This window comes from Lactobacillus sp. WILCCON 0059, from assembly GCF_057197985.1.
This window is the reverse complement of record NZ_JBUBHN010000001.1, coordinates 152,642-168,330: the sequence shown is the minus strand read 5'-3', so window position 1 is coordinate 168,330 and position 15,689 is coordinate 152,642. Positions and strand designations below refer to the sequence as shown.

Annotated in this window: 18 protein-coding genes; 4 read left to right on the top strand and 14 right to left on the bottom strand. The window is 47.7% G+C overall.

The features are described 5' to 3' along the window. Positions 1–4: 4 nt before the first annotated feature. Positions 5–856 (top strand): Rgg/GadR/MutR family transcriptional regulator, encoded by an 852-nt coding sequence (locus ACYVUT_RS00835; RefSeq protein ID WP_484499304.1) that lies wholly within the window; start codon positions 5–7, stop codon positions 854–856. Here the strand turns inward: ACYVUT_RS00835 and ACYVUT_RS00830 are convergent. From ACYVUT_RS00830 to ACYVUT_RS00800, 7 genes are all read right to left on the bottom strand, one after another. Continuing rightward, positions 850–2,073 carry a YcaO-like family protein gene (locus ACYVUT_RS00830; RefSeq protein ID WP_439776139.1) on the bottom strand — a complete coding sequence of 408 codons (1,224 nt, stop codon included), beginning with the start codon at positions 2,071–2,073 and terminating at the stop codon, positions 850–852. The genes ACYVUT_RS00835 and ACYVUT_RS00830 overlap by 7 nt on opposite strands. A 45-nt stretch (positions 2,074–2,118) precedes the next feature. Continuing rightward, positions 2,119–2,271: a hypothetical protein gene (locus ACYVUT_RS00825; protein WP_484501355.1), complete on the bottom strand. Its 153-nt coding sequence runs from the start codon at positions 2,269–2,271 to the stop codon at positions 2,119–2,121. Between the two features lie 32 nt (positions 2,272–2,303). Further along, positions 2,304–3,068: an ABC-2 family transporter protein gene (locus ACYVUT_RS00820; RefSeq protein WP_439776140.1), complete on the bottom strand. Its 765-nt coding sequence runs from the start codon at positions 3,066–3,068 to the stop codon at positions 2,304–2,306. Then, on the bottom strand, positions 3,065–3,811 hold the full coding sequence (locus tag ACYVUT_RS00815) for an ABC-2 family transporter protein (protein WP_439776141.1): 747 nt from the start codon (positions 3,809–3,811) through the stop codon (positions 3,065–3,067). Before ACYVUT_RS00815 ends, ACYVUT_RS00820 begins: the two co-directional genes overlap by 4 nt. Next, positions 3,808–4,740, bottom strand: a complete 933-nt coding sequence (locus tag ACYVUT_RS00810) for an ABC transporter ATP-binding protein (protein ID WP_484501354.1) — start codon at positions 4,738–4,740, stop codon at positions 3,808–3,810. Before ACYVUT_RS00810 ends, ACYVUT_RS00815 begins: the two co-directional genes overlap by 4 nt. 144 nt (positions 4,741–4,884) lie before the next feature. After that, positions 4,885–5,733, bottom strand: coding sequence for an AraC family transcriptional regulator (locus ACYVUT_RS00805; RefSeq protein WP_484501353.1), 849 nt, complete (start codon positions 5,731–5,733; stop codon positions 4,885–4,887). A gap of 22 nt (positions 5,734–5,755) precedes the next feature. After that, positions 5,756–7,231: an MFS transporter gene (locus ACYVUT_RS00800; RefSeq protein ID WP_484501352.1), complete on the bottom strand. Its 1,476-nt coding sequence runs from the start codon at positions 7,229–7,231 to the stop codon at positions 5,756–5,758. A gap of 305 nt (positions 7,232–7,536) precedes the next feature. On the opposite strand from ACYVUT_RS00800, the gene ACYVUT_RS00795 reads away from it, so the two are divergent. From ACYVUT_RS00795 to ACYVUT_RS00785, 3 genes are all read left to right on the top strand, one after another. Then, positions 7,537–8,892, top strand: coding sequence for an ATP-binding cassette domain-containing protein (locus tag ACYVUT_RS00795; protein WP_484499663.1), 1,356 nt, complete (start codon positions 7,537–7,539; stop codon positions 8,890–8,892). 12 nt (positions 8,893–8,904) lie between these two features. Continuing rightward, positions 8,905–9,573, top strand: coding sequence for an energy-coupling factor transporter transmembrane component T family protein (locus ACYVUT_RS00790; RefSeq protein ID WP_484499306.1), 669 nt, complete (start codon positions 8,905–8,907; stop codon positions 9,571–9,573). Between the two features lie 134 nt (positions 9,574–9,707). Then, positions 9,708–10,076, top strand: coding sequence for a pyridoxamine 5'-phosphate oxidase family protein (locus ACYVUT_RS00785; RefSeq protein WP_439776147.1), 369 nt, complete (start codon positions 9,708–9,710; stop codon positions 10,074–10,076). Positions 10,077–10,141: 65 nt separating this feature from the next. On the opposite strand, the gene ACYVUT_RS00780 is transcribed toward ACYVUT_RS00785, so the two are convergent. From ACYVUT_RS00780 to ACYVUT_RS00750, 7 genes are all read right to left on the bottom strand, one after another. Then, the gene (locus tag ACYVUT_RS00780; RefSeq protein ID WP_484499662.1) at positions 10,142–10,483 is read right to left on the bottom strand and encodes a hypothetical protein; all 342 of its coding nucleotides are present in this window, start codon (positions 10,481–10,483) and stop codon (positions 10,142–10,144) included. Between the two features lie 171 nt (positions 10,484–10,654). Further along, entirely contained in the window at positions 10,655–11,035 is a 381-nt protein-coding gene (locus ACYVUT_RS00775) for a hypothetical protein (protein ID WP_484499661.1), read from the bottom strand. 17 nt (positions 11,036–11,052) lie between these two features. Continuing rightward, positions 11,053–11,496, bottom strand: a complete 444-nt coding sequence (locus tag ACYVUT_RS00770) for a hypothetical protein (protein ID WP_484499660.1) — start codon at positions 11,494–11,496, stop codon at positions 11,053–11,055. A gap of 114 nt (positions 11,497–11,610) precedes the next feature. Continuing rightward, entirely contained in the window at positions 11,611–12,426 is an 816-nt protein-coding gene (locus ACYVUT_RS00765) for a helix-turn-helix domain-containing protein (RefSeq protein WP_484499659.1), read from the bottom strand. A gap of 114 nt (positions 12,427–12,540) precedes the next feature. Next, positions 12,541–13,020 carry a 23S rRNA (pseudouridine(1915)-N(3))-methyltransferase RlmH gene (gene rlmH, locus ACYVUT_RS00760; RefSeq protein ID WP_003620648.1) on the bottom strand — a complete coding sequence of 160 codons (480 nt, stop codon included), beginning with the start codon at positions 13,018–13,020 and terminating at the stop codon, positions 12,541–12,543. Positions 13,021–13,511: 491 nt separating this feature from the next. Further along, positions 13,512–14,798: a S1C family serine protease gene (locus ACYVUT_RS00755; protein ID WP_484499657.1), complete on the bottom strand. Its 1,287-nt coding sequence runs from the start codon at positions 14,796–14,798 to the stop codon at positions 13,512–13,514. Between the two features lie 90 nt (positions 14,799–14,888). Continuing rightward, positions 14,889–15,686 (bottom strand): MBL fold metallo-hydrolase, encoded by a 798-nt coding sequence (locus tag ACYVUT_RS00750; protein WP_439776163.1) that lies wholly within the window; start codon positions 15,684–15,686, stop codon positions 14,889–14,891. Positions 15,687–15,689 lie beyond the last annotated feature (3 nt).

The window sequence follows — 15,689 nt, the reverse complement described above, 5'->3', positions numbered from 1 at the left end:
TTAGATGAAAGAAAAAATGTACGGACAATATTTTAAAAGGCTACGGAATTATAAGAAGATGACGCTGCAGAAAGCAGCGAAAGATATCACTTCAAGCCCTGCCTTGTCACGCTGGGAAAATGATGTCGACGATATTCGGCTCAAAAAGTTTTTAGCCTTATTAGACCGGGTGGGAGTCACCCCCCGGGAGTTTTTTGCGTATACGGAAGTCCAAGGATATCTAGACAACTCCTACTATGATGAGCTGCAATTGCTCATCCAGCAAAAAGACAGCCGGAGGCTTCATCAGATCTTTTTACGGCAAATCAGCAGCTTTCATCAAACAAAAGATCCAGATATTTTAGGAAAGGCAGTCGCCGCGGCCAACAGCTATTTTACTTTGACTAAAATAAATTGTTTAACAGAAGCTGACCTAGAGATTTTTAAAGATTTACTGCTTGATAGCGAGTACTTAGATTTCAAAAGCCTACGTTTTCTTGAGAATTCTGTTTATTTGCTTGACTCTGACCTACTCATTTCATACAGCAGTAAAATCATCCACCAACTCAACCACTTAGAACAGGTAGACTATGAACTGTATTTGAATGCCTGGACGGCTCTGACCAATATTGTTTTCAGCTTGATCCAACAAAAACAAAACTCTGTCGCAAGCCACGTTTTGAATCAGCTTCTGACAATTGATTTGCCACAGCAAATGGCCGCTTTTAAAATCAGAATCGTTTTTTTAAAAAAATTGCTGGCTTACCGGGAAAGCGGCGATGACCGGGAAATCAATGCTTATTTAAAATCTCTAACTGAAATTGGCTTAAGCAATTTGGTAAGTGAACTATTGGATTATTGGGGTAGCGTTTACTGATAGCCGTTGCTACTCAGCCTAGGCGTTACAATTTGACCTTCAAAAACCAGATTGAAGCGTTCAAAATGAGGTATTAACGACTGAACGAGTACAAAGCCCGGATCTTCTTTCACCACTCGATAATAAATTTTCCTGCCTTCTTGTTTAAGCCTCTCCCTCTCATAGCTGATCATCTGGTCAACTTCTTTTGCATATATATCATATTGACGATATCTCACGCTAGCCAACTTTTTTGTAAAAGTTAGAGACAGCATCTTCTTCATAGGAGAGATTTCAGACCATATCAAGTTCAAACGTTTCCGTAATTGTTGACTTTCGCTTTCTTTTTTTACGGATACTAATTGGTATGCCTCCGTGAGCGATCTCATTATAGCGTATCGCTCATCTACTGAGCTCCCTGAACCGTAAATTGGGAGAATATCGCTACCTTGAGATAGAACAGCGGTAAAATAGGTCGGTATTTGATAGCTATTAATTACTTTTACCAGTATTACTTCTGTATCTGCCGTATCTTTTAGTCCTAGATAGATTTTATACAAATCTTTAGGCAAGGATTTAGGAATTATCTTAAATGCAGTTACCGAGTTTTCCTTAAGACCTAAGCCATACTTGATGATGAACCTTGAAATACTGTCTCTTTCAATCAATTCGTTAATGGAATGAAGCAAAGCTTCATTTACAGTTGATCCACTTGCATAACCACTATCAGAAGCATACTGGTAGGCATGATTGTTTATCGAAACACCATCGTCTATGAAATTAACGTCGCTTAAAAAGGATGGATAATAGACTTCTTTTGAGCTTTCGATATCGACAAAAGAATCTACTGTCAGCTTTGTGCTTTTTGAAAGCTGATTTAAAGCTGGATCATCCAAAAAATCAAGATCTTGTTCCATAATCTGCGACACAAGCACTCGTTGCTTAGCCGAATGTATCTGCGAGTTATAAAACAAATGCTCTATACTCTCGAATTCAGCTCCTAATACGGGCATATGACTCATCCCTTTGCCCATTCCAACGGAAACTTGTTTCTTTTTTGAGTCCCTTAAAATACACTGAACGGTTTGCAAGGCTAGATTAGCAGAAACCCACATTCTATAGTCAGCAGTTAAATGCAGTCGATTGATTAACTCAAGCCAATTAGTGTGTGCATCAGTATCTGGCACTTCTCTCTCAATTTGCAAATCTTTCCCTCCATAAAATAAAAGATCACGCAATATTGGCTTTCCTAAAAGATGCCATTAGCCGTGATCTTTTCTACTCTACTTAACTACTTCTGTTTTAAAATTGTTTAATTGGTCAGATAATTCTTTCGGACTGCTCATTAAAGCGTTGAAGAAGTTTAATTCTTCATCATTTAAGCCTTCCACAAGAAATGGTCCGCCTTTCGTTAATTCAGTTCTAGTACGTCCCATATCGCAACACCTCCTTTCTAGATAATCATTTCTCAATTAGCCGATGAATAACGCCTCAGCCCCCGCTGCCAAAACTTAACCGAGAGCCAGTAAAGGATGGGCAAAAAAACGAGCAGATACAAGAGCAGGATTTTTCCCCGTCCTAGCAGCCAGTCCACTGGCAAATTGCTGACTAGCAAAAGTGGAATGATCCATGTAAAAAACTGCTGAATAACTCGGGGGAAAATCTGTTTTGGCCGTCCGGCCAAACTGACCAGGTCCTCTACAATACCCCCCAAGGCCGTTAAGCCCTCAAACCAAAAAAGCAAAGTTAAGCACAATTGGTTCAAAATGAAAATCAAGGCTGCGGGTAAAACGATCATGCAATTGATCAGCATGATCTGGCCAAAACTTGCCCCTTCATGAGTAAGGTAATAAGCCAGTAATCCAAGCGAAAGCAGCAAGTTGAAAAAACTTGGAATATCCAAACTTCTGCCAACTGCCAGCCAGTAACTCGAACTGGGCCTAACCAACAGATAGTCGAGATTACCTTCAAGGATGTCTTCACCCAGTCCTTCATGGCCTAAAATGAAAAACAAATTGTAAAGATAGGTCGCGCTATTCATGAAACTGATCATGACGTAGTAGCGGTTCGCTGTCCAGCCAGCCAAGTTCTCACGCTGACTAAAATAAACTTGCCCCGCAAGCAGCTCAATCAACAGAAAGACAGTTGCCAAAAGAAAAGTAATAATGCTAGTACCACGGTAGATCATAAACTCAGCTAAGCTTTGCCGCCAAATAGCCTTGACCTTTCTCATGCTCCTGCCCCCTCAAAAGTTTTAATGCCTTTTTTGAACAACGCTTTTCCTAGCAGCACGCTAAGAAGCAGCCAGCAGCAAACGGCTAGGCAATTTGCGAAAAAATCGCGCTGGCTTATTGTTCCCGTCAACAAGCGCGCTGGAAAATCCGTCACCAAGGAAAAAGGGTTGTATTTCAAATACTGGTAAACCGGGCCCAATAAATTCAAAGGAAAATATAATCCTCCTAGCAAGAGGTAAACTGCGTTAATTCCGCTTCTAAGCGGCCACATATTGATCAACCAAAAGCTGAGCATAGCCAGGACCATCATCAAACTGAAAAACATCAGACTGCTCAAAAGAAGGTAGATCAAGAGCAAAAACACTGGTCCAGCGCTTTTTACCAAGAACAGAAGCAAGATAAAATACAACAGCAATAGTGGCGTCTGCAGGCCTAAATTGTAATTGAACAGGTACCAGTACAAGGATAAAGGTCTCGTTAAATAGAGGGAAAGATTCCCAGATTCGACCATGTCCGCGAATTGAAAAACCGGCCCGGTTGTAAAAATTAAACTAATCAAATTGGTTGCCAGCAGATAACGGGCCATTTGCTGAAAGTTGCCGGACTCTGCCAAGATAAACTTCCACATTAAAACTGTAACCAGCAGACTCGCCAATTGCAGGACCAGCTTCATGATCATATTAGCCCGGTAGATCAAACTGTTCTTCAAGCCAAGATAATAAACAGGCAGATATCTTTTCATTGTTTCTCTCTTTGATATATTTTCAAGATGACCTCTTCGGCTGATATTCCACTTTTGCTTAAAGAAATGATCTGTTCCGGCTGGAATTTTTCCATCTTCACAAAAAGCTGCTGAGGATCATGAATGATTTCTTCCCGCACGTCAGTCTGGTCATTGATCCAATACTTCAAGCAATAGCTATCGGATTGATCGATCTGAAGAGGCAACTTATTCAAGCTGTCATTAAAAATCAACTCTCCTTTGCTCAAAATCAGCAAACGCTGGGCTAAGGCCTCAATATCACGGACATTGTGCGAAGTTAAAATAATCGTCGTCTGATGCAGTCTGTTTTCAGTTTTTAAAAAATTGTAGATTTTTTCCTGCGTTAATAGGTCCAGGCCAATGGTTGGTTCATCCAGAAACAGGTAGCTTGGTTCATGGATCAAGGAACAAGCAAGTTCACAGCGGATCCGCTGGCCCAAAGACAATTTGCGGACCGGCGTTTTTACGATCTCGCCAATATCCAGTAAATCGCACAACTCCCGCAATCTGGCTTGATAACGGTCTGGCTTTAATTGATAAATGGCCGCCAGCATATTCAAAGTGTCAACAGCAGGCAAGTTCCAAGACAGCTGCGACTTTTGCCCAAACATGACCCCAATTTGCCGCAACAGCTTCTTTTGACGACTTCCTGGAATAAGCCCAGCTACTTTCACGCTGCCACTGCTTGGCTGAATAATCCCCGTCAGCAGTTTGGTCAATGTCGTCTTCCCTGCTCCATTTGGTCCAATCAAGCCAATAATTTCACCATCTTTTATAGTCAAATTCAGATCTTTCAAGGCAGGCACCAGCTGGTATTTCCGGTGGAAGATATCCTGCAGAGCTCCCTTTAATCCCGGTTCCTTGCTAAAAGTCCGATAATCAAAAGAAAGCTGGTTGATTTCAATCATTCTTTCTCCTCCTCATATTTAGTTAATAATTGTCTAATATTCTAACACTCAAACTGTTCCTGCATCCTTACTTTTCATATTTGAAAATTTCTATTTCTTTTCATGCAAAAACCGCTGAACTTACAGTTCAGCGGTTTTCTCTCTTTATAAATTGATGCCCTGCTGGCGGAAGAGCTCCTTGCGCTTGGCCGCCGGTGACATCCCATAGTACTTGCCGAATTTTTCATAAAAGAAGGACTTGCCCCGGTAGCCAACCAGGCCGATGATCTGCTTGATCGACAGGTCTGGCCGGGCCAAAAGGCGGACGGCCGCCTCCATCTTCTGCTCGTCAACCAGCTCAATAAAACTCTGCCCGGTCTTCTTTTTGACCAGGTCGGAAAAATAGTTGGGACTGAGCTGGTAGTAATCCGCGGCCGCCTTCAAGCTGGTCGAGACGTAGTTTTCACTAATATAGCGGCGGATCTCCCGCTCACTCAAGCTGCCCGCTTCATTTAGTGCTCGCTGGGCCAGGGCCAAGGCAGTCAGCAGCTGGCTTTTGAGCAAGACTGAAGATAAAGAATCGCTGGTCTGGTACTCAGTCAAGGCCGCCAGGAAGGCCTCCCCAGCCGGCCCGTCAACCGCCACCCGGCCGTGAGTCCCTACTTCTTCAGCTTCTCCCAGCATAAGCTCCTTTTTCAAGTCCTGCATGGCAAAAGCTTTTGGCAAGACAAGCTGGACCAAGAGCCCCTCTTTTAAACTGGCCTGGCAAGATTGGCCAGCTGCCAGGAGAAACCAGTCGCCGGGCTTGACCTGCCACTTTTGCTGGCCAGCCCGGAAGCGCCCCGTCCCCGCGAGCAGCAGCAAGGCAGTCACAGAGTCAGTCTTCCAGCCTTCAGCCTTGTCGCCTAGTAAAACAAACTGACAATCAGCAGTCTGACCTTTTCCTTTGTTCAGCGGCAGGGCGGCATCCCCCGCCTCCAGCAATTTTTTCCGCAGCTTGGCAATTTCAGTCATCGGCTCTCTCCTTTCTAAAAAATTACCGTAACTTGGCCAATTTTTTCTCCCGCCAGCGGGCCCAGATGGCGATAAGCAAAGACAGGAAGACCAGGATAAAGGCGGCCCAGAAAATCGCGTGAATAGCCCCGTAGAGGATGTTCTCCATCTGGCCCAAGTCCTGCTTAGGCAGATTGGCCCGGGTCTTGGCATCCGACAGGTGGTTGAGCATGGACAAAGTGATCTTGCCCCCGCTAGCCTTGACCCCTTTAGCCAGGTGCTCATTCAAAATGACCCCGAAGACGCTGGAAGAAACAGCCATGGCCAGCATCCGGATCAGATAGGAGAAGGAAGTCGCGACCGGCACGTCCTTGCTTTCCGCGTCTTCTTGCACCTTAACCTGGAGCTGGTTGAACATGACCCCGTTGCCCCAGCCCTGCAGCATCCCGGCGATTAAAATCCCCCAGTAAGGGAAGTAGCGCGGGGCCACCGCCATCATCAGGTAGCCCGCCGCCAAAATCCAGCAGGTAGCCAGCATGACCTGGTAGGCCGACCAGCGCCGGCGCATTTTTTCCACCGACAAGGAGCCCAGCATGTCGGTAAAGGCCCCAGGGATCTGGGTCATCCCCCCAACCAGGGCAGTCGTGGCCATCAAGCCTTCCGCCCACATCGGCGCGTAGACGCTGTAAGCCGACATAGCAGCCCAGATCAAAACAAACAAGGTAAAGTCGACGACCAGGGGGATATTTTTGAACAAACGGCCTGGGATAATCGGGTCTTCCGCCCGGCGCTCAATAATGACCAAGAGGCCGATGAAAATCAAGGCCGCCGCGAAGATCAGCAGAGCCGTGGCGATTCCCGCCGATTCTACCAGCTGGGTCCCGAGCAAAAGGGCCACCACCCCAAAGGACAGGCAGATAGCCCCGCCCAAGTCGACCTTGTGGACTGACCGGGCTTTTTCCTCTTCCTGGAAAAAGATCTGGATCAAGACGATGGAAATCAAGGCGACCGGGATATTGATGTAAAAGACCCAGCGCCAAGACAAGACGTCAACGATCCAGCCCCCGAAAAGCGGCCCTAAGATGGTGGCCGTGGTGAAGAAGGCGGACACCATACCCAGCACCTTTAAGCGCTTGTGGGCATTTGGATAAAGGTCAGAGTAGATAATATAAGGAAGCGACACCATTCCCCCGTTGCCAATCCCGGCCAAAAGGCGGAAGGTCAAGAGAAAAGACATCTGCTGGGCGCAGCCTTGGAGCAGCGCCCCCAGCAAAAAGCAGGCGGCTGACAACTGGTAGGCCAGTTTATTCCCCCGCCGCTCGCCCAACTTGCTCCACAGAGGCGTAGAAACAGCCGTCCCCAATAAGAAGATGGCTACCAGCCAGCCGGTATATTCAATCCCGTGCAAATCAGCAATGATCCGCGACAAGGCCGTGTTGATGATCGTGTTGTCCAAACCGGACATGACGTTTGACAGCATCAAGGCCACGGTAATTATTCGTCTTCGTTGATCTGACATTTTTTCGCTCCCACTAAATTCTAAAAGTCCTTAATTTTAGGATACAGCTAAAAAATTGCCAGTAAAAGCTTCTTCCAAGATTATTTTAAGAAAAGTGCTATAAATCGGCTTTTTCAATCAGTTTGGACAAAGTTTGAATTAGACAGGCTTTAGCAGATCCAATATAATAAAATAAGAATCAATTAGACGAATCAACGGGGTGCCGGAAGGCTGAGATGATACCCATGGAACCTGGCCAGGTAATGCTGGCAAGGGAAAATGAAACTTTACTTCTGGTCACCCTGCTTTTGAGGTGACTTTTTATTTTGCAAGCAGAACTGACAATTGACCACTTAACTTTTTCCTACGGGGACCGGGAGGTTATCCGCGACCTGTCCTTGACCCTGCCGGCGGGGACTTTTTCCCTCTTGATCGGGCCAACTGGCTGCGGCAAGTCGACCCTCTTGAAGATCATGGCCGGCCTCTACCCGAAATACGGAGGCCAGCTGACCAGCGGACAGATCGATTTGGGCGGACGGAGTCAGGCCATGATGTTCCAGGAAGCTGGCGAGCAGTTTACCATGGCCACGCCCAGAGAAGAGATTATTTTTGCCATGGAAAACCTGGGGAAAAATAAAGAAGAATTTGAAAACCGGCTGCAAAAGGCCAGCGAGTTCGCGGAAATCGATTCCCTTTTGGACCAGAAGATCGTGACCATGTCTGGCGGGGAAAAGCAGCGGGTAGCCTTAGCTGTCCTGGTCGCCATGGACGTGGATCTCTTTTTGCTGGATGAGCCTTTTGCCAGCGTGGACCCAGCAGCCCGCCGCTTCTTGATCGGCCGCTTAGCCAAGCTGAAAGAACAGGGCAAGACCATCATCATTACCGACCACCTTTTTGACGACTACCAGGGCAAGGTGGACGGGGTCTACCGCTTTGAAGGCGGGCAGGTGGAACTCTTGAGCCAGGATGAACAAGCCCTTCTCCTGGCTACTGAGCCAATCGGCCTGCATTTTGCCCTGCCAGAGAACGAGCCAGCGGCTTTTGTCATGAAAAATTTCACCATCAAGCAGGGCCGGCCTTTAATTGAGCAAAAGGAATTAGCCATCCCCAAGGGGAAGGTGACCTTGATCACGGGGCCAAACGGCAGCGGGAAGAGCTCCCTGTTTAAGGCCATGACCAAGCTGCTGGACTACCAGGGCTCCTTAACCTGGGAGGGCAAGGAAGTGGCCAAGCTCAAGGAGCGGACCTACTTCCAGCATGTGGCGCAAATTTTTCAAAATGCAAGTGACCAGTTCATGGCGATTACTGTCAAAGAGGAGCTGGATTTGAGCCAAAAGCACCCTTCGCCCTACTTCAGCCCGGAAGTTTTGGACCAAGCCTTGGCTGATCTGGGTTTGGCGGACCACTTAGACCAGGTAGTCTACTCCTTGTCGGGCGGGCAGAAAAAGAAGCTGCAGATCCTCTTGATGCTTCTGTCGGGCCAGGAAGTGCTTTTGATCGATGAGCCCTTGAGCGGCCTGGACCAGAAGTCGATTGAGCAAGTCGTGAAGCTTTTGCAAGAGTGCCAGGAAAAGAGCAAGCAGACGATCCTGCTGATCAGCCACCAGTTTTACGGAATCAGCGATTGGTGTGACTATCACCTGCGCCTGGCTGACAAAAAACTGGCTTTTGTAGAAGACTAGGGGGAGGAGAAAATGACTAAAAGCAAAATGAATCCCAGCTTGAAGTTCTTGCTGACCTTGATCATTTCACTGGAGTTATCTTTTAGGGTCAGCCTCATCAGCAACATCATCGTTATTGTCCTGGCCTTTGCCTACCTTTTATACCGGCGGATCAAGCCCAAGGCCCTGGGCGGGATGCTTTTGGCGGCGGGCCTGGCGGCAATTACCGTCTTTTCTTCTGGCTACATCTTCAGTGACCACCGCGACCTCTGGTATGCTTTGGACATTTCCAGCCGGGTGCTCGTATATACCTTTACCACGGCCTGCCTGACCATTTCGACCACGGCCGAAGAGATGGCCCGGTCACTGGAACAGAACCTGCACCTGCCAAGCAAGTTTGCCTACGGGACCTTGGCGGCTTTGAACATCATTCCCCGCATGCAGGCCGCGGTCAAGCAGATCCGGGTGGCCGGGATGATGCGGGGAGTCTACCTCTCCTTTTGGTCCCCGGTTCTCTACTTTAAGGCAATTTTGGTGGCTTTAAACAGCGCCGACAACCTGGCCCAAGGGATGGAGTCCCATGGCTACCGGGAAGGCGCCCCGCGGTCGGTGATCGTTGAAGTGCCGCTGACTGGTAAGGACTGGCTGCTCTTTGTTATTGCCATTCTTCTTTTGAATCTGGGAGCTTTTTTACTGCCATAAAAGTTGCAAAAAAATTTTAGTAAAAAAGTTATAAAATTGACCTAGATCAATTTCTTTTGCCTGGGGAGGTCCTATAATACTAAGTATCAAGAGAAAAAATTGCTACTTAAGTAAAAAGAAGGGAAATTACTATTATGAAGAAATTAGACGCTACTACTTTGACTGCTGACCAACAAAAGTTCTTTAACGACGCTTTGGCATTCGTTGCTTCCGTTGACAAGGACGGCAACCCACAAGTTGGTCCTAAGGGTTCCGTAACTGCTTTGGACGACAAGCACCTGGTCTGGAGCGAAGTTACCTTCTCACACTTGTGGGAAAACATCAAGAACGGCAGCAAGGTTGCTGTTGTAGTTGCTGACGTGCCAAGCCACACTAACGTGCGCGTGGTCGGCAGCGTGACTATCCACGAAGGCGACGACTTCGCCAAGGAATACGCTGCTAAGGTTGGCAAGCCGGAAACTGCTGCTGCCGTAGTAGTTGAAGTTGAAGAAATCTTCGCTTAATCAAATCCGCATAATGAAAATGGCTTCTGGGAGAAAATCCCGGAAGCCATTTTTCTGTCTATCTATTATTTTTTAGCCCGTAAAAGGCCACAGGCCAGGGCCGCGTAGATTAGGTACAAAATGCCGATTGAGATGTATTCATGAATATTGAAGACAAAAATCAAGACGATAACTGCTAATGCTGCAACAGTTACGTAGCCTACTGCCGGGCTGAGCTTGGTCAAGGGCGTGAGACCCAGAAATAGGGTCAGCAGGGTGATCGCGATCATGCCAGCGATTGTCCATGAAACTGGACCTGGGTCGCCCAAGGCTAAGATCCACTGAACCGCCATAAACAAGGCCAAACAGATACCAGCCAGCAGAAAGACGGTTTTGACGGCTGGCTTAGTTGCAAAGTTTTTCATCATAATCACGCTCCTATTTCCAAAAAACTATTCACTTATATTATAAACCTAAGCTAAATTTTGGAGCAGTGATTTTTGCGGCAGCCGTCATTTTTTGCTTTTGTTAAAAATTACAGCAACCAGATTTACATATGTTAACGCGTGGTTCTTGCTAAGTTTAATAACTTTTTCTCTTCACAACGTTCTCTTCTGAGCTATGTTTTCTTGCAAAAAGCGGCTAACAGCCAATAACACTAAGGCCAAGAAGTTAAGTGGTAAATTGCCCGGACCAAAAGCGATTGGCGTAATCAGTCCTATCAACGTCAAGGCGATGCAAACTAGGCCAATAATCAAGAACGGCTTACGGGGAATTTTTTGGCTGAATACAGCTAAGGATAATTCTGCCAACAAGACCAAGATAAAAACCACATGGCCCAAAACCGTTACCTTTAAATCCGTCCCTTTGATCGTTCTTAGGGCATTGATGTAATCCTTTAAATTTGAGCAAACTACCACAGTCAAAAAGCATAGTAAGATTACATCAACCACTTTGACTAAAATCTTTAAGAATTTCATCTCTGTCACCTTCGTTTTTACCCAACCCAGGCCATCACGCAGCTGATTAGGCTGACGGCCAAGAGGATGCCGGCCAGCCAATAGTTAAAGACTGCCTTCCCCCGCCAGCGGTAGCTGGCCAGAACCAGACTGACCGCCAAAGCAACAACAGCCGAAGTCCAGTACCAGGTCAAGCCGAAATACAGGCCTACCACCCGGTCAATTACAAGGCCCAGCAAAAGGCAGGCGCCAATCACCCAAGCCGCTGCAGGAGCCAACCACTTGCTCAGCCATACTCCCAAAGCAGCCACGGCAACGAGCAAAATAAAGGCATCATAAAGCAGTTCTGTTGCCTGCCCATGACTGCCACTGAAGGCATAACCGGAAGCCGTCTGGCCGACTAAATTAATGATCAGCGACACTGCAGCTGCCGTCAAAAGCAGGTCATTAGCCAGCCACATGTAATGCTCTGTTTTAGTCATTTAAATCGTCCCTTTCATGACTCATAATCCGTTTACATGGCTATTCTACATCGCTTTTTCCAGCTAGAGAGCAAAATTGCAGATATGAATCAGCATTTGCAGATCTGCAAATCTTCACAAGAGAAAATGATCGACAAATCTTTCCAGTCCAGATTCTCTGAGTATCCCCTTGATTCTTTCCGCCTCCTCATCTTGCCCTGAAAAAAGCCCCGCGTAATACTTGCCAAGCAAGCGGTAGGCTACAAACTCCAGGCAAGGAGACAGCTGTCCTAGAACTTCTATGGCCGGCTTGGCCGCCTTGGCAATGCCTTCTTTCCTGCAGCGCTGACAGAAGCTGACACAGGCCTTGCCTACCGCTTCCTGCTGGTCTCTAGAAAAATTATCGATCTGTTGATACTTGTCTAGCAGTTCACTCAGCCAAAAGTAGGCAATATCAAACTTCATCAACTGAATCGCCGCGGCAAAAACAACAATTGCTTCCGTATCGTCCATCCAATTGTCCAGACTGAAGAAATAATCCGATACCTCGTTTTTTAGCTGCTCATGATCTTTAAGGTCTGGATCCAGCAGATAAGCCACCAGGTCCCCGCCAACCCGCAGGGCTGTCTTCCCCGTCAGATTGGCCGCCTGCTCTTTCAAAAAGCTCATCTTTTTCCAGTTCCAATCATAAAAGGCGCTCTTCACCCGGAACTCGATATTGATCCAGTCAGCCTCTTTTTCCTCTCGCCGGCTATAAATCATTTTGGTGAAAAAGTAGCCCAAATCATAGTTGTGGCTTTCCAAAAGCTCCAGCAGATCCTCAGCCTTGATCCGCTGCTCTCCGCTCTCAATCCGAGAGTACTGGGCCACTGACATGACTTCTCCCGCCATTCCCTGCTGGGTCAAGCCCAAATCTATTCTCGTCTGCTTGAGCAAATCACAGATCTCCATTTTTTATTCAGCTCCCCCTAATAAAACACTTTCACCTTAGATTCTAGCACTAGACTAATTCGTATACAAAAAGCCTCTCCTGCATATTTCCCAGGAGAGGCTAAAAAATCTATTCTACTTGTGGTAAGGACTGCCAGAGTTGATCATAAAGGCCCGGTAAATCTGCTCAATCAAAACCAGCCGCATCAATTGGTGGGGCATGGTCAGCTTGCCGAAACTGAAGAGATCGTTGGCCCGCTTGTTGACCGCGTCACTGGTCCCCAGGCTCCCCCCGATCACGAAAGTAATGTCGGAATGCCCGTAGGTTCCCAGATCCTTCAGTTCCTTGGCGAACTCTTCGCTAGCCCGCTCTTTGCCCTTAATGGCTAGGACGTAGACATATTCTTTGTCCTTGATCTTGCTCAGGATCCGCTCGCCTTCCCTCTTCTTGACTTCTTCCATCTGGGCCGGGCTGAGGCTTTCCGGCGCCTTCTCATCCGGCACCTGCACGATCTCCACCTTGGCAAAGCGGCTCAGCCGCTTCTGGTACTCCGCGATCCCATCCTTAAAATACTTCTCTTTTAATTTTCCAACGCAAACAATTTTGATATTCATAATGCACCTATTTTACCATTTTTGCTTCTATCCCCACAATTAACAATTTATCAACCGCCTTTTTCCACAGCTGTGGAAAGGCCTTTTCTAGATCTAGTGGACTAGAGCAGAATTCTATCTAGGTCTAGCTTTTTGCCAAAAAATTTCTAAAATTCCGTGTAACCATTCCACAAGCCGCCTGTGGACTGGACATTTTCACAAACAATCACCGAAAAAGCCCGGCCTGCCGCCTTGAACAGACGTTTTAACATGACTTTTGCCCGTGGAACTTACACACAATCCACAGCTTATCCACAGCTTTTCAGGAGCTTTTTACCCCATTTTTTGCACAATTCACGGTCTTTTCCACAGGATTGGGGATAAAGTTTCCCTAAAAATTTTCCTTGACAAGAAATATTTCCGAACTTTACCTTGGCTTTACCCCGCTTTTGTTTTGAAAAAAACAAAAAATCCAACAGATCTGCTGATCCACTGGATTATTTGTTCTTAAATTAGTTGCTTGCCTGCAGGGTTACCGTGAAGGTCATGGTCTTGCCGTTCCGGTTGACCGTGATCTTGACCTTGTCGCCAACATTGTGGCTGTACAAGATGCTGTGCAGGGTGGCCACGTCGTTGACCGTCTTGCCGTCAGCAGCCGTAATCACGTCGCCCTTCTTGATCCCGGCACTGGCTGCCGCGCTGCCTGAAGTTACGCTAGCCACGTACAGGCCCTTCTTCAGACTGGTTGAAATGCCCAGCTGCTTCTTGTAGTAGCTGTTCAGTTCAGCAATCGCCGCAACCTTGATGCCCAATTGCGGCCGGGTGATCTTCCCCTTCTTGACCAATTGGTTGACGATCGTCACAACTTCGTTTGACGGGATCGCGAAGCCCATCCCTTCAACTGAGTCGCCACTGCTGGAGCTGGACAGCTTCATGGAGTTAATCCCGATAACTTGACCATCTGAGTTGACCAATGGACCACCGGAGTTACCGGAGTTGATGGCCGCGTCCGTCTGGATGACCGTCATCTGGTTGGAGTTGTAAGTGATCGTCCGGCTTGGTGAGGAAATGATCCCTTGCGTTACCGTAGACGCATATTCAGACCCTTCTGGTGAACCGATGGCAATCACCGTCTGCCCAGACTGCAGGCTGCTGGAGTCGCCAAATGAAGCGGTTTGGGTCACGTACTTGGAGTCGATTGACAGGACAGCCAAGTCACTGGTTGAGTCCTTGCCGACAACCTTAGCGGAAATCGTCTTCCCGGAAGCCAGGATGACCTTCACCTTGGCTGCCCCGGAAATAACGTGGTTGTTAGTGACGATGTAGCCCTTGCCGTTGGCCGTCGTGTAGATGACCCCGGAACCTTCAGAGTACAAAGTCAAAGACTTCTTGGAGCTGGATGAATCTGAGCTGGAATCTGAATCGCCATAGCCGAACATGCTGTAGATGTCAGAGCTTGATGATGAACTGGAAGTGTACTTGTAGTTCAAGACTGAAACAACCGCGTTCTGGACCTTCTTGTAAGCGGAAGTCATCGTCCCGCTGGTGGTCGTTGACTTGTTGACCTTAGTAGTGCCGCTGGATGAAGTCGTCACTGACCCGGTTTCACCAGTGTTGCTGCTGCTTGAGCTGGCCGTGGATGATGAAGAATTGCTGTTCAAATTGGCTGCTGACAAGCCGCCGTAAGCAATCCCACCGCCCAAAAGACCGGCAACGACCCCAATGATGGCCGCTTTAGTTAACAAACGGTTATTTTCCTTCTTGCGCGTGTTTCTTTGCTTATCTTGTTCTTCAGACATGGTTATCACTCCTTATCGTTGTCATTATCATATCCAAGCTTTTTGAAGTATATATGAACAAAACGTATTAAAAGCTTTAAAGCCCTCGTATTATAAATTAATTAAAGAACTCGGCGTCATCGGCTCGGTATCGTGCAATTCCAGGTCACTGGAGACGTCGGCATCTTTTTCCGCCAGAACCTGCTCCGCCACGTCCCGGGCCAAATAGTTCAAATTGTTCTGCTGGCTGCGGTGGGCCATGAAAACATGCTTGGTTTTAGAACTGATAACCCTGGCCAGAGTCTCAGCCGCCTGCTCGTTTGACAGGTGGCCGTGATCTGACCGAACCCGCTGCTGCAGGCTCCAGGGATAGGGGCCGCTTCTCAGCATCAAGTCGTCATAGTTGAACTCGAGCAAATAGGCATCCGCGTCTTGAATCTCATATTCGACTTCTTCAGACACGTAGCCCGTGTCCGTCAAGCAGGCCAGGCGCTTGCCCCCGCTGGAAAAAACGTAGTACTGGGGCTGAGCCGCGTCATGGCTGGTGGCAAAAGCCGTCACTTCTAAGTCCCCATAGCACTTGGTCTGGCCCGGCTCAATCACATTGATCTGCTCTTCCGGCAGGCGGCCGATCTTGCCGGTCTCCTCCAGGTACTTCCAGGTGCCCGTGTTGCTGAAGGCGTTCAGCTGGGGATAGCGGCGCATGAGGACCCCCATTCCTCCGCTGTGGTCGCCATGGTCGTGACTTAAAAAGACCATGTCCAGGTCTTCAATCGCCACGCCTACCTTGGCTAAAAGCTCCTTGGTCTTCTTGCCCGAAAGCCCGGCGTCCATCAAAATCTTGTGCTGGTCAGTCATCAGCAAGCTGCAGTTGCCCGCTGATCCGCTTGATAATACCGCGAATTGCAAATT